The sequence below is a fragment of the Bradyrhizobium iriomotense genome, from assembly GCF_018130765.1.
GTDB lineage: Bacteria > Pseudomonadota > Alphaproteobacteria > Rhizobiales > Xanthobacteraceae > Bradyrhizobium > Bradyrhizobium iriomotense_A.
The window spans coordinates 80,519-99,976 of the sequence record NZ_JAFCJZ010000011.1; the positions used below are offsets into that span (position 1 = coordinate 80,519).

At 64.4% G+C, this 19,458-nt stretch carries 19 protein-coding genes; 17 read left to right on the forward strand and 2 right to left on the reverse strand.

Annotation, left to right across the window (positions count from 1 at the left end; translation table 11 throughout):
• Nucleotides 1-41 precede the first annotated feature (41 nt).
• The 8 genes from rpoZ (at nucleotide 42) to JQ635_RS19855 (ending at nucleotide 7,293) form a co-directional block, all read left to right on the forward strand.
• Nucleotides 42-434, forward strand: a complete 393-nt coding sequence (gene rpoZ / locus JQ635_RS19820) for a DNA-directed RNA polymerase subunit omega (RefSeq protein ID WP_008133017.1) — start codon at nucleotides 42-44, stop codon at nucleotides 432-434.
• 209 nt (nucleotides 435-643) lie between these two features.
• Nucleotides 644-2,929: a RelA/SpoT family protein gene (locus JQ635_RS19825; RefSeq protein WP_211411486.1), complete on the forward strand. Its 2,286-nt coding sequence runs from the start codon at nucleotides 644-646 to the stop codon at nucleotides 2,927-2,929.
• A 45-nt stretch (nucleotides 2,930-2,974) separates the two neighbouring features.
• The gene (locus tag JQ635_RS19830) at nucleotides 2,975-3,727 is read left to right on the forward strand and encodes a pyridoxine 5'-phosphate synthase (protein WP_211411487.1); all 753 of its coding nucleotides are present in this window, start codon (nucleotides 2,975-2,977) and stop codon (nucleotides 3,725-3,727) included.
• On the forward strand, nucleotides 3,724-4,143 hold the full coding sequence (acpS, locus tag JQ635_RS19835; protein WP_211411488.1) for a holo-ACP synthase: 420 nt from the start codon (nucleotides 3,724-3,726) through the stop codon (nucleotides 4,141-4,143). Before JQ635_RS19830 ends, acpS begins: the two co-directional genes overlap by 4 nt.
• A gap of 249 nt (nucleotides 4,144-4,392) precedes the next feature.
• Complete coding sequence (gene lepB / locus JQ635_RS19840) at nucleotides 4,393-5,157, forward strand: signal peptidase I (RefSeq protein WP_211411489.1); 765 nt, start codon at nucleotides 4,393-4,395, stop codon at nucleotides 5,155-5,157.
• The gene (rnc, locus tag JQ635_RS19845; RefSeq protein WP_211411490.1) at nucleotides 5,154-5,975 is read left to right on the forward strand and encodes a ribonuclease III; all 822 of its coding nucleotides are present in this window, start codon (nucleotides 5,154-5,156) and stop codon (nucleotides 5,973-5,975) included. Before lepB ends, rnc begins: the two co-directional genes overlap by 4 nt.
• Nucleotides 5,965-6,891, forward strand: a complete 927-nt coding sequence (era, locus tag JQ635_RS19850) for a GTPase Era (protein WP_211411491.1) — start codon at nucleotides 5,965-5,967, stop codon at nucleotides 6,889-6,891. The genes rnc and era overlap by 11 nt, the downstream gene beginning before the upstream one ends.
• A gap of 21 nt (nucleotides 6,892-6,912) precedes the next feature.
• Entirely contained in the window at nucleotides 6,913-7,293 is a 381-nt protein-coding gene (locus JQ635_RS19855) for a hypothetical protein (RefSeq protein WP_211411492.1), read from the forward strand.
• 104 nt (nucleotides 7,294-7,397) lie between these two features.
• Here the strand turns inward: JQ635_RS19855 and JQ635_RS19860 are convergent, their stop codons facing one another.
• Nucleotides 7,398-7,712 (reverse strand): hypothetical protein, encoded by a 315-nt coding sequence (locus tag JQ635_RS19860; RefSeq protein ID WP_211411493.1) that lies wholly within the window; start codon nucleotides 7,710-7,712, stop codon nucleotides 7,398-7,400.
• A gap of 58 nt (nucleotides 7,713-7,770) precedes the next feature.
• On the opposite strand from JQ635_RS19860, the gene recO reads away from it, so the two are divergent.
• Both recO and JQ635_RS19870 read left to right on the forward strand, forming a co-directional pair.
• Complete coding sequence (gene recO / locus JQ635_RS19865; protein ID WP_211411626.1) at nucleotides 7,771-8,520, forward strand: DNA repair protein RecO; 750 nt, start codon at nucleotides 7,771-7,773, stop codon at nucleotides 8,518-8,520.
• Nucleotides 8,521-8,619: 99 nt separating this feature from the next.
• Complete coding sequence (locus JQ635_RS19870; RefSeq protein WP_211411494.1) at nucleotides 8,620-8,889, forward strand: hypothetical protein; 270 nt, start codon at nucleotides 8,620-8,622, stop codon at nucleotides 8,887-8,889.
• Nucleotides 8,890-8,960: 71 nt separating this feature from the next.
• On the opposite strand, the gene JQ635_RS19875 is transcribed toward JQ635_RS19870, so the two are convergent.
• Nucleotides 8,961-9,968 (reverse strand): helix-turn-helix domain-containing protein, encoded by a 1,008-nt coding sequence (locus JQ635_RS19875; RefSeq protein WP_211411495.1) that lies wholly within the window; start codon nucleotides 9,966-9,968, stop codon nucleotides 8,961-8,963.
• Between the two features lie 510 nt (nucleotides 9,969-10,478).
• On the opposite strand from JQ635_RS19875, the gene JQ635_RS19880 reads away from it, so the two are divergent.
• The 7 genes from JQ635_RS19880 to JQ635_RS19910 all read left to right on the forward strand — a co-directional run bounded on the left by JQ635_RS19880 (nucleotide 10,479) and on the right by JQ635_RS19910 (nucleotide 19,454).
• Complete coding sequence (locus JQ635_RS19880; RefSeq protein WP_211411496.1) at nucleotides 10,479-11,492, forward strand: formylglycine-generating enzyme family protein; 1,014 nt, start codon at nucleotides 10,479-10,481, stop codon at nucleotides 11,490-11,492.
• Between the two features lie 9 nt (nucleotides 11,493-11,501).
• Nucleotides 11,502-11,666, forward strand: coding sequence for a hypothetical protein (locus JQ635_RS19885; protein ID WP_211411497.1), 165 nt, complete (start codon nucleotides 11,502-11,504; stop codon nucleotides 11,664-11,666).
• Entirely contained in the window at nucleotides 11,663-12,022 is a 360-nt protein-coding gene (locus JQ635_RS19890) for a SphA family protein (protein WP_349631873.1), read from the forward strand. Before JQ635_RS19885 ends, JQ635_RS19890 begins: the two co-directional genes overlap by 4 nt.
• A gap of 21 nt (nucleotides 12,023-12,043) precedes the next feature.
• Nucleotides 12,044-14,149: an adenylate/guanylate cyclase domain-containing protein gene (locus JQ635_RS19895; protein ID WP_211411498.1), complete on the forward strand. Its 2,106-nt coding sequence runs from the start codon at nucleotides 12,044-12,046 to the stop codon at nucleotides 14,147-14,149.
• Between the two features lie 56 nt (nucleotides 14,150-14,205).
• Nucleotides 14,206-15,153: an ABC transporter substrate-binding protein gene (locus JQ635_RS19900; protein ID WP_211411627.1), complete on the forward strand. Its 948-nt coding sequence runs from the start codon at nucleotides 14,206-14,208 to the stop codon at nucleotides 15,151-15,153.
• Between the two features lie 194 nt (nucleotides 15,154-15,347).
• Entirely contained in the window at nucleotides 15,348-17,606 is a 2,259-nt protein-coding gene (parC, locus tag JQ635_RS19905) for a DNA topoisomerase IV subunit A (RefSeq protein WP_211411499.1), read from the forward strand.
• 297 nt (nucleotides 17,607-17,903) lie between these two features.
• A complete protein-coding gene (locus JQ635_RS19910) occupies nucleotides 17,904-19,454 on the forward strand; it encodes an ABC transporter substrate-binding protein (RefSeq protein ID WP_211411500.1) in 1,551 nt (516 codons plus the stop codon).
• Nucleotides 19,455-19,458: the final 4 nt, after the last annotated feature.

Genomic DNA, 19,458 nt, shown 5'->3' on the forward strand with positions numbered 1-19,458 from the left:
CATCCACATATTTCGTCCCACCCACAACGGAGCGACAGTCCATGGCTCGCGTCACCGTAGAAGATTGTATCGACAAGGTCGACAACCGGTTTGACCTGGTCCTGCTGGCCGCCCACCGCGCCCGCATGATTTCGTCAGGTTCACAACTAACGGTTGACCGCGATAACGACAAGAACCCTGTTGTGTCTTTGCGCGAAATTGCCGACACGACCATCTCGCCGGAGGACCTCCGCGAGGAGCTGGTGCACTCGCTCCAGAAGTTCGTCGAGGTCGACGAGCCCGAGCCGGATACGGTGCCGCTGATCGGTTCCGCCGGCGCCAGCGTCGATGCGGACGATACCGAAGTTGCCGTTGAGCGCATGACCGAAGAGGAGCTCCTGAAGGGCCTCGAAGGCCTCGCGCCGCCGGAAGAGCAGCCCGAGGAGGACGAGTAAATCGTCCCGTCGCAATCGTCGACTTCTTGTGATCATATCAAAGGCCCGAACCGTTGTTCGGGCCTTTGCTTTTGTTGGCGTTTTCGTGGTTACCATAGTGTTGTCGGTTGGCGCCGCGCACCTGTCACCGAATTGATCGGACGCGCGCGCGATCGGAGCTAAGATGTATACAACGGGTCGCCTCATGGCCCGTTTGAAGGCAGGACGGGATGGTATATCGGCGCCGGAGATCAACGCAGATGCAGGCCGCAACCGAATCGGTTGCCATGGCCCCGACTGCGCCGGTGGTGCGGCCGGCAAAGCCGCGCGCGCGCATGATGCGTCAATATGACCTCGTCGAGCGCGTCAGGTCCTACAATCCCAACACCAACGAAGATCTGCTGAACCGCGCCTATGTCTACGCCATGAAGGCGCACGGCTCGCAAACGCGGGCCTCGGGCGATCCCTATTTCTCGCACCCGCTCGAAGTGGCGGCGATTCTGACCGACCTCAAGCTCGACGATGCCACCATCGTGGCCGCGTTGCTGCACGACACGATCGAGGACACCGAAGCGACGCGGGCCGAGATCGACCAGATCTTCGGGCCCGAGATCGGCGCGCTGGTCGAGGGCCTGACCAAGCTGAAGCGGCTGGAACTGGTGTCGCGCGAGGCCAAGCAGGCCGAGAACCTGCGCAAATTGTTGCTGGCAATTGCCGACGATGTCCGCGTGTTGCTGGTCAAGCTCGCCGACCGCCTGCACAACATGCGCACGCTGGAATTCGTGCCGACGGAATCGCGCCGGCGCATCGCCGAGGAGACGCTCGATATCTATGCGCCGCTCGCGGGGCGCATGGGCATGCAGGAGATGCGCGAAGAGCTGGAGGATCTGTCCTTCCGCACCCTCGACCCCGAGGCCTATTCGGTGGTGATGCAGCGGCTCGATGCGCTCGCCGAGCGCAACCGCAACCTGATCGGCGAGATCGAGGCCCAGCTCTCCAACAATCTGCGCCACAAGGGGCTCGGCGCGCGCGTCTATGGCCGCCGCAAGAAGCCCTTCTCGATCTGGACCAAGATGGAGCGAAAATCCATCGGCTTCGAGCAACTGTCCGACATCTTCGGCTTCCGTGTCGTCGTCAACGACGTCGAGTCCTGCTATCGCGCGCTCGGCATCGTCCACACCACCTGGCCGGTCGTGCCGGGCCGCTTCAAGGACTACATCTCGACGCCGAAGCAGAACGACTATCGTTCGATTCACACGACGGTCATTGGCCCCGGCAACCAGCGCGCCGAACTCCAGATTCGCACCGAGGCGATGGACCAGATCGCCGAGCGCGGTATCGCCGCGCACGTGTTCTACAAGGAAGGCGCGGGCTCGCCGACCGAATTCCTCAAGCGCGAATCCAACGCGTTTGCCTGGCTGCGTCACACCGTCGGCATCCTGTCGGAGAGCGCCAATCCCGAGGAATTCCTCGAACACACCAAGCTCGAGCTGTTCCACGACCAGGTGTTCTGCTTCACCCCCAAGGGCAAGCTGATCGCGCTGCCGCGCCATGCCAACGTGATCGACTTTGCCTATGCCGTGCATACCGACGTCGGCAACAGCGCCGTCGGCTGCAAGATCAACGGCAAGTTCGCGCCGCTGTCCTCGGAGCTGCAGAACGGCGACGAGGTCGAGGTGCTAACCTCCGAGGCGCAATCGGCGCCGCCGTCCGCCTGGGAAACGCTGGCAGTCACCGGCAAGGCGCGCGCCGCGATCCGCCGTGCCACGCGGACCGCCGTGCGCGACCAATATGTCGGCCTCGGCCGGCGCATCGTCGAGCGCCTGTTCGAGCGCGCGAAGATCGAATACGCCGACGACAAGCTCAAGGGCGCGCTGCCGCGGCTGGCGCGCACCTCGATCGAGGACGTCATGGCGGCTGTGGGGCGCGGCGAGATCAAGGCCTCCCACGTCGCGCGCGCCATGTATCCCGACTACAAGGAGGAGCGCGTCGCACGCTACGGCATCAAGAAGGGCCTCGCCGCCAAGCTCAAGGAGAAGGCGGCCGAGCCGCCGCGCAGCCCGGTCGCGATCCCGATCCGCGGCATCAATTCCGACTTGCCGGTGAAGTTCGCGCCGAATGGCGGCGCGGTGCCCGGCGACCGCATCGTCGGCATCGTCACGCCGGGCGAGGGCATCACGATCTACCCGATCCAGGCGCCGGCCCTGAAGGATTTCGAGGAGGAGCCGGAGCGCTGGCTGGATGTGCGCTGGGACATCGAGGACACCGCGCCGCAGCGCTTCCCGGCCCGCATCAAGGTCGAGAACGTCAACGAGCCCGGCGCGCTGGCGCAGATCGCGACCGTGATCGCCGAGCACGACGGTAACATCGACAACATCAGCATGCAGCGCCGCTCGCCGGATTTCACCGAGACGACGATCGATCTCGAAGTCTACGATCTCAAGCACCTGAGCGCGATCCTGGCCCAGTTGCGCGCCAAGGCGGTCGTCGCCCGCGTCGAACGTGTTAATGGATAGACGCAACTCGCTTGCGTCCGTCTCTCTGATTTCGTGAGTCCTGAAATGCCCGCAACTCCGCTCCGCCTCGGCGTCAATATCGATCACGTTGCAACCGTGCGTAACGCGCGCGGCGGCCGCCATCCCGATCCGGTGCGTGCCGCGCTGCTGGCGATTGAGGCGGGTGCCGACGGCATCACGGCGCACTTGCGCGAGGATCGCCGGCACATTCGCGACGAGGACATGGCGCGGCTGAAGGCGGAAATCTCCAGGCCGCTGAATTTCGAGATGGCGGCGACCGACGACATGATGCGGATCTCGCTGGCCACCAAGCCGCATGCGGTGTGCCTGGTGCCGGAGCGGCGCCAGGAGGTGACGACCGAAGGCGGGTTAGACGTGGTCGGCCAGCACAATGCGCTCGCGCCCTACATCGCGCGGCTGAGCGATGCCGGCATCCGCGTCTCGCTGTTCATTGCCGCGGACCCCGCCCAGATCGAGATGGCGGCGCGGCTGCGTGCGCCCGTGATCGAGATCCATACCGGCGCCTGGTGCGATGCCGTCGTCGACGGCCACACCGACAAGGCCGCGGCCGAATGGCAGCGGATCGTGGCGGGGGTGGCGCTGGCGAGGCAGGTGGGGCTCGAGGTTCATGCCGGCCACGGGCTCGACTATGCGACGGCGGAGACGATCGCGGCTCTGCCCGAGATCATGGAGCTGAACATCGGCTACTACATGATCGGCGAAGCGCTGTTCGTGGGCCTTGCCGAGACGGTGCGCAAGATGCGCGCCGCGATGGACCGCGGCCGGAGCCGGGCATGATCATCGGCATCGGCTCCGACCTGATCGACATCACCCGCGTCGCCAGGGTGATCGAGCGCCATGGCGAGCGCTTCCTCGACCGCATCTTCACCGCGGCCGAGCGGGCCAAGGCGGAGCGGCGGGCCAAGAACGAGAAGATGGTGGTGGCGACCTACGCCAAGCGCTTCGCCGCCAAGGAGGCCTGCTCCAAGGCGCTCGGCACGGGGATCCGGCGCGGCGTCTGGTGGCGCGACATGGGGGTGGTCAACCTGCCGGGGGGGCGGCCGACCATGCAGCTCACCGGCGGTGCCCTGGCCCGGCTCCAGGACCTGACCCCGGAAGGATTCGAGCCGCGGATCGACCTGTCGATCACCGATGACTGGCCGCTCGCGCAGGCCTTCGTCATCATTTCCGCCGTCCCACGGGCCAAGCCTTGACCGTTCGGTGGTCATTTTATAATTCGTTTTATAAATCAATATCTTATACAGTTTTGATGCGATCCTTGATTGCGTGGCTCCCGACAACCGTCTAAAAGTCCGCCGACGCAAATCAGGCTGGGCGAATTCGGCTTTACGCCGGAATTGGCCCTCATTATCAGAATCAGGACAATCTCCTTGCGCCGCGAAGCGATGGGCCGTTCGCGGAAGGGGGGCGCTCTGTGATCGCCGGCCGGAATTGAGAGAGCAATGAGCGTGACTTCGGGAACGAAAACTGAGAGCGGCTTCGGCGAAACGATCCGGGTCGTGATCCATGCTCTCCTGATCGCGCTCGTGATCCGCACCTTCCTGTTCCAGCCGTTCAACATCCCGTCCGGGTCGATGAAGGCGACGCTGCTGGTCGGCGACTATCTCTTCGTCTCGAAATATTCCTACGGCTATAGCCACTACTCGATCCCGTTCTCGCCGAACCTGTTCTCGGGCCGGATCTGGGGCTCGGATCCGAACCGCGGCGACATCGTCGTGTTTCGCCTGCCCAAGGACGACTCCACTGATTACATCAAGCGTGTGATTGGCCTGCCCGGCGACCGCATCCAGATGAAGGACGGGCTGCTCTACATCAACGACACGCCGGTCGAGCGGCAGCGCATGAGCGAATATGTCGGTGAGGAGCCCTGCGGCTCGGAAGGTGGCGGCATCTCCCGGGTGAAGCGCTGGAAAGAGACTCTGCCGAACGGCGTGTCCTACGAGACGCTGGATTGCGCCGACAACGGCTACGTGGACAACACCAACGTCTATACCGTGCCGGCAGGCCATTTCTTCATGATGGGTGACAACCGCGACAACTCGACCGACAGCCGCTTCCTCGGCCAGGTCGGCTATGTGCCGCAGGAGAACCTGATCGGCCGCGCCCAGATGATCTTCTTCTCGATTGCCGAAGGCGAGCATGCCTGGATGTTCTGGCGCTGGCCGTGGGCGGTGCGCTGGAATCGCTTCTTCAAAATCGTCCGATGAAAGACGAAGCCAAGGACATCACGACCCAACCGATCGACGCGCAAGCCGTCCCTGAGGGCGAAGCTGCAACCAAGACGCCTGCGAAGAAGAAGCGGGTGCGGAGCAGCAAGGCCAAGGCGGCGGACGCGAACGCTGCGCTCGAGGCGCGCATCGGCCACAGCTTCACCGACCCGAACCTCTTGATGCAGGCGATCACGCATGTCTCGGCGCTGAAGTCCGGACGCAAGCGCGGCGACAGCTATCAGCGGCTGGAATTCCTCGGCGACCACGTGCTCGGTCTGGTCGTCTCCGACATGCTCTATCATGCCTTCCCCAACGCCGACGAAGGCGAGCTGTCCAAGCGGCTTGCCGAGCTCGTGCGCAAGGAAAGCTGCGCGGACGTTGCCAAGTCGCTCGGCCTGCTCGACGACATCAAGCTCGGATCGGTCGGCTCCAGTGCGGATGCGCGGCTGCGCAAATCCATTCTCGGCGACATCTGCGAGGCCGTGATCGGCGCGATCTTCCTCGACGGCGGCCATGCCGCAGCGGCCGAGTTCGTCAGGCGCAACTGGACCGAGCGCATGCACAAGCCGCGGCGTCCGTTGCGCGATCCCAAGACCGTGCTGCAGGAATGGGCGCAGGGCAAGGGGCTGCCGACGCCGGTTTACCGCGAGGTCGAGCGCACCGGCCCGCATCACGATCCGCAATTCCGCGTCGCCGTCGACCTGCCGGGCCTCGCGCCGGCTGAAGGTGTCGGCGGCAGCAAGCGCGCGGCAGAGAAGGTGGCAGCTTCAGTGATGATCGAACGTGAAGGCGTTGGCGGCGGCAATGACGGCTGAAGCAAGCGGCGAGGCGCCTGCCGCGACGCGCTGCGGCTTCGTCGCGCTGATCGGCGCGCCCAATGTCGGCAAGTCCACGCTGGTCAACGCGCTGGTCGGGGCCAAGGTCACGATCGTCTCGCGCAAGGTGCAGACCACGCGCGCGCTGATCCGCGGCATCGTCATCGAGAACAACGCGCAGATCATTCTGGTCGACACGCCCGGCATCTTCTCGCCGAAGCGCAGGCTCGACCGCGCCATGGTCTCGACCGCCTGGAGCGGGGCGCACGATGCCGACCTCGTCTGCGTGCTGCTCGACGCCAAGACCGGGATCGATGAGGAGGCCGAGGCGATCCTCGCCAAGGCGGCCAGCGTCAATCACGAGAAGATCCTGGTCATCAACAAGGTCGACCTGGTCCAGCGCGAGAAGCTGCTGGCGCTGGCGCAGGCCGCCAACGAGCGCATGAAGTTCGCCAAAACCTTCATGATCGCGGCGATCTCGGGCGACGGCGTCGACGACATCCGCACGACGCTCGCCGAGATGGTTCCGCCGGGCCCGTTCCTCTATCCCGAGGACCAGATGTCGGACGCGCCGATGCGGCAGCTGGCGGCCGAGATTACGCGCGAAAAAATCTATCAGAAGCTGCACCAGGAATTGCCCTACCAGTCCACGGTCGAGACCGACAAATGGGAGGAGCGCAAGGACAAGTCGGTGCGGATCGAGCAGACGATCTTCGTCGAGCGCGAAAGCCAGCGCAAGATCGTGCTCGGCAAGGGCGGCGCCACCATCAAGTCGATCGGCGCGGACTCGCGGAAAGAGCTGATGCAGATCCTGGACGTGCCGGTGCATCTGTTCCTGTTCGTCAAGGTGCGCGAGAACTGGGGTGACGATCCCGACCGCTACCGCGAGATGGGCCTGGACTTCCCCAAAGAATAACCAAGAAAAGATCGGCATTCGATGAGCGTACCCGCCAACGTCCAGCGCTTCGAAGCGCTGCTCTATGCATCGTTGATGCTGGATGCCGTCTCGGTCGCGGTGCAGGACCGCACGCCCAATGCCGAGATGACCGAGCAGATGATCATGACGGCGACCTTGCTCGCCGGCGGCATGATCCTGCTCCTCGTCTATTTCGTCTGGCTGGCTGCGCGTTGGCGCAAGAACTGGCCGCGCTGGGTGCTGGCGGCAGCGCTGGTGCTGTCGGTGATCTCGCTCGGCCAGATCATCGGCGAGAAGGGCATGGAGCTCGACAGCGCCATCGAAATCGTCTCCTGCGTGCTGACGACGATGGGCCTGTATTTTTCCTTCAGCGGCGATGCGCAGGGCTGGTTCAACACGTAAGTTTTCAGGCGATGCCGTAGGGTGGATTAGCGAAGCGTAATCCACCATTCAGGTGTGCGCGGGTAGTTGGCGGATTACGCCTTCGGCTAATCCGCCCTACGATTCTATGATCGGTAGGCGTGGACAATGATCACCGCGCTTGCGACGATGGCCCAGATCACGAAGCCCGCGATCACGCCGAGCGCCGGTGACAGGATCACCCGGCCTTCGCCCGGCCGCCTGATATGCAGGGCGCCCGTCCAGCCAACGCGGGTCAGACGTTCCGGAAACTCGACCCTGACTTTGCCCAAGGTGATCACGAACAGCAGCGCCAGCGCAGTGAAATAGAAAACGGCCGGCACTGCATCGAAGATGACCTTCCAGACGACCCAGATCACCAACTCGATAATGGGGGCGATCAATCCGGCAATGAAGTCCATTGTGATTCCAAGCGTGTCCAAACTTCTGCATCAAGGCATATCGCGCTATACTTTGCACATGGAATGGACCGACGAAGGCATCGTGCTGGGCGTGCGGCGGCATGGCGAGAGCAGCGCCATCGTCGAGCTCTTGACGCGCGCGCACGGCAGGCATCTCGGCCTCGTGCGCGGCGGTGCCAGCTCGCGGCTGCGGCCGCTGCTCCAGCCCGGCAACAGCGTCAGCGCGGTGTGGCGGGCGCGGCTCGACGAGCATCTCGGCACCTACGCCATCGAAGGGCTGAAGCTGCGTGCGGCGTCGCTGCTGGGATCCTCTCATGGCGTCTACGGCGTCACTCATCTCGCCTCGATTGCGCGGCTGCTGCCGGAGCGCGATCCGCATGAGGAGATATTCTCGCTGCTCGAACATTCGCTGGACGATTTCGACGACATCGGCAGCGCCGCGGTGCATCTCATTCACTTCGAACTGGCGATGCTCGCCGAGCTCGGCTTCGGGCTCGCGCTGGAGAATTGCGCGGTGACCGGCGAGACCACGGACCTGATCTACGTTTCGCCCAAATCCGGCGGGGCGGTATCGCGCGGCGCGGGCGAGCCGTGGCGGGACCGGCTGTTGCGGCTGCCTCCGTTCCTGCGGCACGGCGAAACCGCGAGCGAACTCACAGAGCAGGATCTCCAGGATGGCTTCCGGCTGACCGGCCTGTTCCTGCTGCGCCACGTGCTGGAGCCGCGCGGGCAGGGCCATTCCGATGCGCGGGCCGGCTTCATCAATGCGCTGCTACGGCAGCAGGCGAGGGCGATTTCGGGACCATGAGGGAACTGCGCATCTGCTCTGCCTGAGGGCATGGAGCTCCCGGGAACGAAATCGGCGTGATCGCGTTGGCGCCAGGGTTCCACAATGGGGACAGCCTAAATGTTGATCAGAGGATTTGCGCTGTCGGCGGCGCTGCTTGCCCTTGCGCCGGACGCGATGGCTGGCGAGCCGCAACCCGGCCTGTTTCGCCGCGCCTCCTGCACGGTCGTGCGCTACTATGTGGCGAAATACTCCGCGGCGGCCGCGGAGACGTGGGCGCGCTCCCACGGCGCAACGGAGGCCGAGATCGAGACGGCCCGCCGCTGCCTGACCAACATCCCGGCACAGGCAAAGACCCAGACCGTGACCGCCGGATGGGCCGGGCAGTAGCCCGCCCACAAGGAACGGATTGATCCTGAACCGGGCTGCACGGGACAACGTCGCGAGATCCGCTCGTCGTTTCATCTCTGGGAGGGGGCGGAGCTTGCTTGGGCGTGCCCATCGTCAGAGAGAGGGAATGATGTGACTCCCAGGGTTTGCGAGGGACGCTCCCCGAACATCATCGAATAATACTGCGAGAAGCGCCCGAGCTCGTAGAAGCCCTGCTGCATCGCGACCGCCGCCACGGTGGTCGAACCCGGCCTGCTCTCTCGCAAGATGGAGTGAATGGTGCACAGGCGCTTATGGCGCAGGAAGGTGACGGGGCCGAGCCCGAACACCTCTTGAAAGGCGCGATGCAGGGTACGTCGCGACACCATGAACGCGGCGCATATTTCCGAAACATGCACCGGGCGCGTGCCGGCCTGGTCAAGATACTCCTCGACTCTGCGGATGAGCCGCCTTGCTGAAGGAAGTCTGCCGCCGTCATCGGGCGGCAGCGACGACATCACGTTCGCAGCCATGCATTCGACGATCGATCGCTTCCAGAAATCGGCTGTCGACGGCGTCAGGCCGTGCTTGTGGGTGGCCAGATGGGACATGATCCGGATCAGACGACGCGAGGCCAATGCGCCGGTCGCGAGGTCCGCCCGGAAGTGACCGCGCCTGCGCCAAGTGTCGGGATCGCTCAGACGCGCCTCTCCGCCGAACAGCTCCGCCACCTGATCGAGATCGAAGCGCATGGCCGCATAAGCGGATGCGCCGTGAAAGACGCCATCATGCTCGAGCAGCGGCGGAATCACGAGCACATCGTTGAGCTGCATGTCGAAGGACCAATGGGCAACGCGCTGCTCGGCTGCCAGCAGCATCCCGATGATGAGCTTGGCGTCGCTGGACGTGCGCTGCGTGCGCATTCCGATGTTGAAGGCGCCGATGCTGAGCGAGAAATCGCCGATGCCGACATGGGACAATGTCCCGCGTAGCCGCCCGCGTCCGAGCTGCATGACGTCGACGTGAGAGCCGTGCACGGCCTGGTGTAGGCCCTCGAAACCGTCGAGCTTCCGCGAATCAACCAGAAGAGACTGCTCCATGGTCGTACACTTGTCTTGAAGCGCGACATTTGTGCGGCAGACGACAAGCGAAATACCACCACAACGCGAAGAGGTGCTGTGAATTGAGTTCGCGTTTTGAGGCGAATGATCGTCGAATGCGACGCGATAAATCCGGCCGCGAGGCTGCGAATTGTGCGGCTATGAGACGCAGCATCGCTCGGTCCCGGCCATCGCCGCGAGATGCTGGCACAATCTGCACATCACAGTCGCTGCATCTTCGGATACCATTTGCAACCTAAGCGATATGAATCGAAAGCGCGCTGCGGATCGCGGCGCGGAAGGGGCAGCGTGCTGCTGCATGCTCTGAACGCGTGCGCGCAAGAACGGGAGAGATGTTGACGCAACTCGCGATCTACATCTCCGGCCCTCAGCGCCAGGGAAGAGGGGGGACCAGACCATGCGTCCAATGCGCGAGGCAATCTGCCGTCATCGGCGGCTGCCGAAGTCCGTATCATAGCACCTGTGGACTACGCGTATCGGAGTTCCACCATGCTGCGGGCCGACCTGGATCACTGCGAGTGGTTGCCGGATGATGTGAAGACCGGCGAGATGGTCTTCATTCCCGGCGGCACCTTCCGTATGGGATCCGATCACCACTATCCCGAGGAAGCGCCGAGCCATCGTGTCTCAGTCGACGGCTTCTGGATCGACCGCACGCCGGTGACCAACCGGCAGTTCGAGCAGTTCGTCAACGCCACCGGCCATGTGACGGAGGCGCAGGTCGTCCCTGATCCCAAGGACTATCCAGGCGCGCTCAGGGAGATGCTCTACGCGGGCTCACTGGTGTTCTCGCCGCTGCCGCGCATCACGGATCTTGCCGACTGGAGCCAGTGGTGGTCCTTCATGCGCGGCGCCAATTGGCGCCATCCCTACGGCCCCGGCAGCAATATCAAAGGGCTCGACGACCACCCGGTCGTGCACGTCTCCTACAATGACGCGACCGCCTATGCGCGCTGGGCTGGCAAGGACCTGCCGACGGAAGCGGAGTGGGAGTTCGCTGCGCGCGGCGGGCTCGACGGCGAGGAGTTTGCCTGGGGTGACGCGCTGATGCCGGGCGGCAGGCACATGGCCAACATCTGGCAGGGAAACTTCCCTGTCCAGAACCTCGGCGAGGATGGGTTCAAGCGTACCTCGCCGGTCATGGCCTTTCCGCCGAACGGCTACGGGCTCTACGACATGATCGGCAATGTCTGGGAGTGGACCTCGGACTGGTGGTCGTCGCGGCATCAGGCCGAAGCGGCGAAGCCCTGCTGCATTCCCAGAAATCCGCGTGGCGGCCGGGAAGATGCGAGCTTTGATCCATGTCAACCCGACGTCCGCATCCCGCGCAAAGTCTTGAAGGGCGGCTCACACCTCTGCGCGCCGAATTACTGCCGCCGCTACCGCCCGGCGGCGCGGCATGCCGAGCCGATCGATACCTCGACCAGCCATGTCGGCTTCCGCTGCGTGGTGCGGTCACCGTTTGGTGTTCACCACGAGCAAGAAGGAACAGCCGCAGCATAGGAGTGTCAGATGAGTACCCAATTGGAGAACAACAACAACCAGTCTCGGGCTGACCAACCGCTCAATCGCAGACATCTGCTGCTTGGAACGTCCTCGATCGTCGCCGCTGCGGCACTGACGTCGGAGGCAATGGCGCAGGCCCAGATGGCCGCGGGCTCACCTACAATTTCATGAACCCGTTCCTCCAGTACCAGAACGGCATCGACTTCCATGTCGATTGGGCGGCGTCCCAGTTTGTCAGCAAGAATGTCCATATCGGCGTCGCCCGCTATTTCTTCCAGCAGCTCACCGACGACAGCGGTCCCGGCGCCAGGCTTGGCGGCTTCAGGGGGCAGGCGGTCGGCATCGGGCCGCAGATCGGTTTCATGATCCCGATGTCCGACGGCTACCAGGGCTATCTCAATGTCCGTGGCTACAAGGACCTGGAGGTCGAGAACCGGCCGAACAGCTGGTCGACCTGGGTCACCTTCTCGGTCTCGCCGGCCGCGCCTGCGCCGGCGGCGACGAAGCCCATCGTTCGAAAGTACTGAGGGAGGCGCCGGCGTCGCTCGATGGCGGGAGATCAAACCACAAAGCGCGCATTCAGCATCGGCTTTCAGACGTCGATCATCACGGTGTTCGTTGCCGTCGTGCTGATCGTGGGCTTGACGCTGGTCTATCTCAGCTTCGAACGCGTGACGGTGATCACGCAGAAGGCGGCCAGCAGCTTCATCGAGAAGGTGGCTCAACTGGGGGCGGACCACGTCGACGAGCAGTTCAAGAACGTTCGCGACAGTCTCGACATCCTGTCCGGCCTGCCGTCCATCCGGGAGGCCGACGTCGCCGACAACTCGCGGCTCTACAGCCTGATGGCGGCGATGCTGCGCAATGATCCGCAGCTCTTCAATCTCTATGTGGGCTATGAGGATGGTTCATTCATCGAGATGGACGTGATCGATCGCGCCAGGCCCGCTTTCAGGACGAGCCTGAACGTGGATCAGGATGCGGCCTTCCGGCTGGTGGTGATCTCGCGCACGGCGGGCGCCGCACCGGTGACCCAGTATCTGTCCGAGAACCTCATCCAGGTGGCCGAGGTCGCCGGCCCCAGGGATTACGACCCGCGTCAGCGGCCCTGGTATGTCGAGGCATTCAGGAACGACAAGACGCTGCTCACCGGCCCTTACGTCTTCTACGCCACGGGCGAACCCGGTTACACGCTGCGGACGCCGTTGAAGGAGGGACGGCGCGGCGTCGTCGCCGGAGACGTGCTGCTGAACCGCTTCGAAGACATGCTGGCGGAGCAGAAGCTCGGGCAGTCGGGACTCGCCTTCCTGTTCGACGGCAGCGAGCGGATCGTCGGCCATCCCGAGATGAGCCGCCTGATGGCCGAGATCCCGGAACGGCAGGACGACCTGCCGCAGGTCGGCGCGCTCAAGCTGCCGGGCCTCGTGCCGATCATCCGCTCCTGGCGCGAGGGCGGGCCGGCCCAGCAATTCTTCACCGGCGCGTCGGGGCGCACTTATGTCGCCGCGGTTCATAAGCTTGAAACGACGGGCTCCGCCAACGTTCGCCTCGCGATGATCGCGCCGCTCGACGAATTCTACGCGCAGATCATCGGCGAGCGCCGCACCCTGTTCGCGCTGGCGCTCGCTTTCGTCGGCGCCACGCTGCCATTCGCGTTCTGGCTGGGATCGCTGATGGCGCGGCCGCTGCGCAACATCGTCCAGCAGACCGACGAGATCCAGCGCTTTGAGATCGCGGAGCGGCCGCGCGTTCATTCCGTCATTACCGAGATCGAGGAACTCGGTCGCTCGGTGTTCACCATGCGTAGCGTGGTCCGCAGTTTTGCCAGCTTCATCCCGCGCCAGATCGTGCGGCAGCTGATCGAGACCGGCTCCTCGCTCAGCCTCGGCGGCGCCAGGCGCGAGGTGACGGTGCTGTTCACCGACATCGCCGATTTCACCGCCAAGACGGAACGGGCCGATCCGTCGCAGGTGATGATCCACACCTCGCGCTACTTCGCCGCATTGTCGGACGAGATCATGCGGCACCAGGGCACGATCGACAAATATATCGGCGATGCCGTGATGGCGTTCTGGAATGCGCCCGCCGATGACCCTGATCACACCGTCAATGCGTGCCGTGCCGTCCTGGCATGCGTCGTGGCAAATGAAGCGCTCAACAGGGAATTTCGGCGCGAGGGCTGGCCGCCCTACGATACGCGCTTCGGCCTTCACGTCGGCGATGCCGTGGTCGGCAATATCGGCTCGAGCGACCGGATGAACTACACCGCGCTCGGTGCCACCATCAACCTGGCCTCGCGGCTGGAAGGGCTGAACAAGAACTACGGCACGCGCGTGCTGGTTAGTGCGGCCGTCCGCGCGCATGCCGGGCACGCCTTCCTGTTCCGGAGCGTCGACAGCATCAGGCCGAAGGGATTTGCCGAGGCGATCGAGGTCAGCGAGCTGCGCAGCGAGCTCGCGCAGGCGAACGAGGCCGAGATCGCGATGTGCCGACGCTGGGACGAGGTTTTCACGCTGATTGCCAAGGACGGTGCGGTCGAGACGACTCTGGCCCGGCTCGCCGGCTTCCTGCTCGATTATCCCGCGGACGGCATCGCGCAGTATCACGCCCGGCGCCTCCGCGCGGCGGCCCAGAATCCGGGGGAGGCGGCGTGAGCGCCGGCGACATCAGCCGCCGACGGTTGCTGCATCGTGGCGCGGCCCTGGCCACCATGTCGGCGCTGGGCGCACCGGCTCTTGCGCAGGCGCGCAGCAGAGTGCGGCTCGGCTATCTCCACGTGGTTGCCGTGGACGGACACATCTGGACTGGTCTCGATCGCGGCTCGTTCGACCGCGAGGGAGTTGATTTCGAGCTGCACGAATTCAGCACCGGACCCGAGGTGTTCGAGGCGATGGGGAAGGGACGGGTCGATGTCGTGTCGGCTGGTGGCGTCATCTCGAACTATCTCGCGCTTGGCCAGGGCCGCGGCTTTCTCATCAACGACATCGAGGTGGCGACCGCGCAACTCTGGGTCCGGCCGACGCTCGGCGTCACGACCTTCGCCGACCTCAGGGGGAGACGGATCGCGACGACCACGAAGACGACCGCGCACATCTTTCTCGACAGGGCGCTACGCGCCAACAACATCAATCCGTCCGAGGTCCAGATCGTCAATCGCAGCATGCCCGCCGCGGTCCAGGCGTTCATCGCCGGCGACGTTCCTGCCGTGGCGCTCTGGGTGCCGTTCAATATCGCCGTGCGCCAGGCGCTGCCCGAGGCGATCAAGCTGGTCGATGCGTCCGCCTTCTATCCGCAATCGGCCGTGCTGGGCGGTTGGGCCGCGAGGAGCGATTACTACGCGCAGAACAGGGAGGTACTGAGCCGCATCATCCGTGCCTGGACGGACGCGAACAATCACATGGTCCGCAATCCAGCGGCGGCCGCGGAGTCCTTGCAATGGTCGCACTATCAGCAGTCGGGTCGGGACGGCATCACCGAGGCCTTCAAGGCCCAGAAGCTTTATTCCTCGCGCGAATGGCGACGCCTCTATTCGGACGGCACCGTCGTGAAGTGGCTTCAGCAGGTCAGCGACTTCTTCATGGCAGATGCCGGAGTCACGAACCCGCTCCGGGCATCGGACTATTTCGACACGCAGCTCTATCTTTCGACCGTCGCGTAACCCCATACCGCCCGAAGCAGCGGCAGGCGGCCTGTGGATAACTCAGCGGACCGCCCCAGCGCCGGGCAGGGGGCGCATGTCGCTGCCCAGCCTGCTATATATCCGCCCGAATCGCGCCCCAGCGGGGGAGAATTGGCCAGGTTTTTGGGAAGTTGCCCGAGGCCCGGCCGGAAGTCTTTGAAAGTAAAGGCCTAATGGGCAAACGAATAGTTCCGCCGGAAGAGCCGGCCGAAATCCATGAGGTTCCGCTGCGGGAAGCGCTGGAAGAGCGCTATCTCGCCTATGCGCTGTCCACCATCATGCATCGCGCGCTGCCGGACGCGCGCGACGGCCTGAAGCCGGTGCACCGGCGCATCCTCTACGGCATGCGGCTGCTCCGCCTCGACCCCGGCACGGCGTTCAAGAAATCCGCAAAGATCGTCGGCGACGTGATGGGTTCGTTCCATCCGCACGGCGACCAGGCGATCTACGACGCCATGGTCCGCCTCGCGCAGGATTTCTCCTCGCGCTATCCGCTGGTCGACGGCCAGGGCAATTTCGGCAATATCGACGGCGATAATCCGGCCGCCTACCGCTACACCGAAGCGCGCATGACCGACGTCGCGCGGCTTCTGCTCGAAGGCATCGACGAGGACGGCGTCGAATTCCGCGCCAATTACGACGGCCAGTCGAAAGAGCCGGTCGTGCTGCCCGGCGGCTTTCCGAACCTTCTCGCCAACGGCGCGCAGGGCATCGCGGTCGGCATGGCGACCTCGATCCCGCCGCACAACGCCGCCGAGCTTTGCGACGCCGCGCTGCATCTGATCGAGAAGCCCGACGCGAAGTCGAAGGCGCTGCTCAAGTGGGTGAAGGGCCCGGATTTCCCGACCGGCGGCATCTGCGTCGATTCCAAGCAGGCCATCGCTGAAGCCTACACCACCGGCCGTGGCTCGTTCCGTGTCCGCGCCCGCTGGGAGCAGGAAGAGGGCGCACGCGGCACCTGGGTCGTCGTCGTCACCGAGATCCCCTTCCTGGTGCAGAAGTCGCGCCTGATCGAGAAGATCGCCGAGCTGCAGGACCAGAAGAAGCTGCCGCTGGTCGGCGACGTCAGGGACGAGTCGGCCGAAGACGTCCGCATCGTCATCGAGCCGAAGTCGAAGAACGTCGATCCCGCCCTGATGATGGAATCGCTGTTCCGGCTCACCGAGCTCGAGAACAAGATTCCGCTGAACCTCAACGTGCTGATCAAGGGCCGCATCCCCAAGGTCGTGGGGCTCGCGGAGTGCTTGCGCGAATGGCTCGACCATCTACGCGACGTGCTGATCCGCCGCAGCAACTACCGCAAGACGCAGATCGAGCACCGGCTGGAAGTCCTCGGCGGCTTCCTGATCGCCTATCTGAACATCGACAAGGTGATCAAGATCATCCGCACCGAGGATGAGCCGAAGCCCGAGCTGATGAAGGCGTTCAAGCTCACCGAGGTGCAGGCGGAAGCCATCCTCAACATGCGCCTGCGCTCCTTGCGCAAGCTCGAGGAGATGGAGATCCGCACCGAGGACAAGAACCTCCGCGCCGAGCTCAAGGGCATCAACGCGGTGCTCGCCTCCGAAGCCGAGCAGTGGAAGAAGGTCGGCGAGCAGGTCGGCAAGGTCCGCGACATGTTCGGACCGAAGACGCCGCTCGGCAAGCGCCGCACCACCTTCGCCGACGCGCCCGAGCACGACCTCGCCGCGATCGAGGAAGCTTTCGTCGAGCGTGAGCCGGTGACGGTCGTCGTCTCCGACAAGGGCTGGATCCGCACCATGAAAGGGCATGTCGAGGATCTCTCGGGCCTCGCCTTCAAGCAGGACGATAAGCTCGGCTTCGCCTTCTTCGCCGAGACGACCTCGAAACTGCTGCTGTTCGCCACCAACGGCAAATTCTACTCGCTCGATGTCGCGAAACTCCCGGGCGGCCGCGGCCACGGCGAGCCGATCCGCCTGTTCATCGACCTCGAGCAGGAGGCCGCGCCCGTCGCGCTGTTCGTCAACAAGGGCGGCCGCAAGTTCCTGGTAGCGAGCCACGAAGGCCAGGGCTTCGTCGTCAACGAGGACGATTGCGTCGGCACCACCAAGAAGGGCAAGCAGGTCCTCAACGTCGACATGCCGAACGAGGCACGCACGGTCACCGAGGTGCTCGGCGACACCGTCGCGGTGATCGGCGAGAACCGCAAGATGCTGGTGTTCCCGCTCGACCAGGTGCCGGAGATGGCCCGCGGCCGCGGCGTGCGCCTGCAGAAGTACAAGGATGGCGGCCTCTCCGACGTCGCCGTGTTCGACGCCAAGGCCGGCCTGACCTGGAAGGACTCCGCGGGTCGCGAGTTCAGCGCGACCATGAAGGAGCTCGCGGAGTGGCAGGGCACCCGCGCGGATGCCGGCCGCCTGCCGCCGAAGGGTTTCCCGAAGTCGAACAAGTTCGGCCGGGTGATCGGGTAGGGTGCTTGTGTCCCGGACGCGCTGCAACGCTCTTCGCGTTGCTGCGCAGAGCCGGGACCCACGCTGCACGGATCGCTCGGAGACATGGGCCCCGGCTCTGCAGCGCACCGCTAAGGAGCGCTGCGCTGCGTCCGGGGCACGAGAGAGTGGTGCGCACCTATCTCCCCATCGTCATTGCAACTGACATTGAGTACCCCGTAAACGCGTGGCAGATAGCCACGAGAGCATACGTGCGGGCACGAACATTGCTTTTTCCTGGCCACTGCAAACGGCTGGTCAAAAGGCGAAAAGACACCAATGTTCAAACTGAAGGCTTTCATTCCGGCGCTGTTCGGCCTCGCGCTGGTGGCGGCGCCCGCGCATGCGGCGGGCAATCTCGTCGCGGTGCTCGAGGCGGAGATCGTTACGCTCGATCCGCATTTTTCCACGGCCTATATTTCGCGCACGTTCGGCTACATGGTGTTCGACACGCTGTTCGCGAAGGACTCCAAGGGCGAGATCAAGCCGCAGATGGTGCAGGACTGGAAAGTCTCGGCCGACGGGTTGACCTACACGTTCACGCTGCGCGACGGTTTGAAATGGCATGACGGCCAGCCGGTCACATCTGCCGATTGCGTCGCTTCGTTGCGCCGGTGGGGCACCCGCAGCGCGCTCGGCCGCCGCATTTTTGCGATCACGGCCTCGCTCGAGCCGACCGATGCGAAGACCTTCGTGCTGACGCTGAAGGAGCCGTCCGGCCTCGTCATCGACGCGCTCGGCAATCCCGTCAGCCCCGTCGCCTTCATGATGACCGAGCGCATCGCCAAGACACCGGGCGACCAGCGCATCACCGAGATCATCGGCTCCGGTCCGTTCGTCTACAGCAAGGCCGATCACCGCACCGGCGATCGCATGATCCTGAAGAAGTTCGCCGATTATGTGCCGCGCTCTGAGCCCGCCGACTTCCTCGCCGGCGGCAAGCGCGTCAACATCGATACGCTGGAGATCCGCGTCATCCCCGACGGTGCGACCGCCGCGTCCGCGCTTCAGGCGGGCGAAGTCGACTTCATGCAATACGCACCGTTCGATCTGTTGCCGCAGTTGGAGAAGAACTCCCGCGTCAAACTCGTCAACTTCACCGGCGGCAACATGTTCGCCGGTGCCTATCGCCTCAACGCTGCCTCGAAACCGTTCGACGATCCCGCGATCCGGCGCGTGCTGTGGAAGCTGGTCGACCAGCGCGAGGTGCTGGATGCACTTGGGCTCGACGCCAAATACGCCGCTCCTTGCGCGACCTACTTCACCTGCGGAACCACCTATGAGAGCAAGGCCGGCACGGAAGCTGCCGCCAAGCCGTCGATCGAGGCGGCGAAGGCTGCGCTGAAGGCGACCAAATATGCCGGCGAGCCGGTCGTCGTCATGGAGGCCAACGATCTCGAAGCCCCGCGCGTATCGGCGCAGGTGCTGGCCGAACGATTGAAACAGGCCGGTTTCAACGTCGATCTCCAGGTGATGGATTGGGCGAGCGTGCTGGCGCGCCGCGCCAAGAAGGAGGGCTGGAGCGTGTATGGCGTTCATGCCGGCGGCTACGACCTGGGCTCGCCGCTGACCAACGTCATGGTCGCCTTCAATTGCGCCGACTTCACCGGCTGGCAATGCGATGCGCGCATCACCCCTCTGATGGAAGCCTTCGCCAAGGCGCCGGCCGAGGAGGACCGCAAGAAGATCGCTTCCGAGATCCAGGCCGTCATGTACGATCAGGCGCCCGCGATTCCGTGGGGGCAGTTCGCCCAACCGGCCGCCTATCGTGCCGAGTGGCGCAATCTGATCCCGTCGGCAATTCCGGTGTTCTGGAACGTTGAGAAGTAGCGCG

Bases quoted from the DNA above. Each gene is read 5' to 3' on its own strand.
- rpoZ (WP_008133017.1), top strand. From the start codon at position 42: ATGGCTCGCGTCACCGTAGAAGATTGTATCGACAAGGTCGACAACCGG.
- JQ635_RS19825 (WP_211411486.1), top strand. From the start codon at position 644: ATGGTATATCGGCGCCGGAGATCAACGCAGATGCAGGCCGCAACCGAA.
- JQ635_RS19830 (WP_211411487.1), top strand. From the start codon at position 2,975: ATGCCCGCAACTCCGCTCCGCCTCGGCGTCAATATCGATCACGTTGCA.
- acpS (WP_211411488.1), top strand. From the start codon at position 3,724: ATGATCATCGGCATCGGCTCCGACCTGATCGACATCACCCGCGTCGCC.
- lepB (WP_211411489.1), top strand. From the start codon at position 4,393: ATGAGCGTGACTTCGGGAACGAAAACTGAGAGCGGCTTCGGCGAAACG.
- rnc (WP_211411490.1), top strand. From the start codon at position 5,154: ATGAAAGACGAAGCCAAGGACATCACGACCCAACCGATCGACGCGCAA.
- era (WP_211411491.1), top strand. From the start codon at position 5,965: ATGACGGCTGAAGCAAGCGGCGAGGCGCCTGCCGCGACGCGCTGCGGC.
- JQ635_RS19855 (WP_211411492.1), top strand. From the start codon at position 6,913: ATGAGCGTACCCGCCAACGTCCAGCGCTTCGAAGCGCTGCTCTATGCA.
- JQ635_RS19860 (WP_211411493.1), bottom strand. From the start codon at position 7,712: ATGGACTTCATTGCCGGATTGATCGCCCCCATTATCGAGTTGGTGATC.
- recO (WP_211411626.1), top strand. From the start codon at position 7,771: ATGGAATGGACCGACGAAGGCATCGTGCTGGGCGTGCGGCGGCATGGC.
- JQ635_RS19870 (WP_211411494.1), top strand. From the start codon at position 8,620: ATGTTGATCAGAGGATTTGCGCTGTCGGCGGCGCTGCTTGCCCTTGCG.
- JQ635_RS19875 (WP_211411495.1), bottom strand. From the start codon at position 9,968: ATGGAGCAGTCTCTTCTGGTTGATTCGCGGAAGCTCGACGGTTTCGAG.
- JQ635_RS19880 (WP_211411496.1), top strand. From the start codon at position 10,479: ATGCTGCGGGCCGACCTGGATCACTGCGAGTGGTTGCCGGATGATGTG.
- JQ635_RS19885 (WP_211411497.1), top strand. From the start codon at position 11,502: ATGAGTACCCAATTGGAGAACAACAACAACCAGTCTCGGGCTGACCAA.
- JQ635_RS19890 (WP_349631873.1), top strand. From the start codon at position 11,663: ATGAACCCGTTCCTCCAGTACCAGAACGGCATCGACTTCCATGTCGAT.
- JQ635_RS19895 (WP_211411498.1), top strand. From the start codon at position 12,044: ATGGCGGGAGATCAAACCACAAAGCGCGCATTCAGCATCGGCTTTCAG.
- JQ635_RS19900 (WP_211411627.1), top strand. From the start codon at position 14,206: ATGTCGGCGCTGGGCGCACCGGCTCTTGCGCAGGCGCGCAGCAGAGTG.
- parC (WP_211411499.1), top strand. From the start codon at position 15,348: ATGGGCAAACGAATAGTTCCGCCGGAAGAGCCGGCCGAAATCCATGAG.
- JQ635_RS19910 (WP_211411500.1), top strand. From the start codon at position 17,904: ATGTTCAAACTGAAGGCTTTCATTCCGGCGCTGTTCGGCCTCGCGCTG.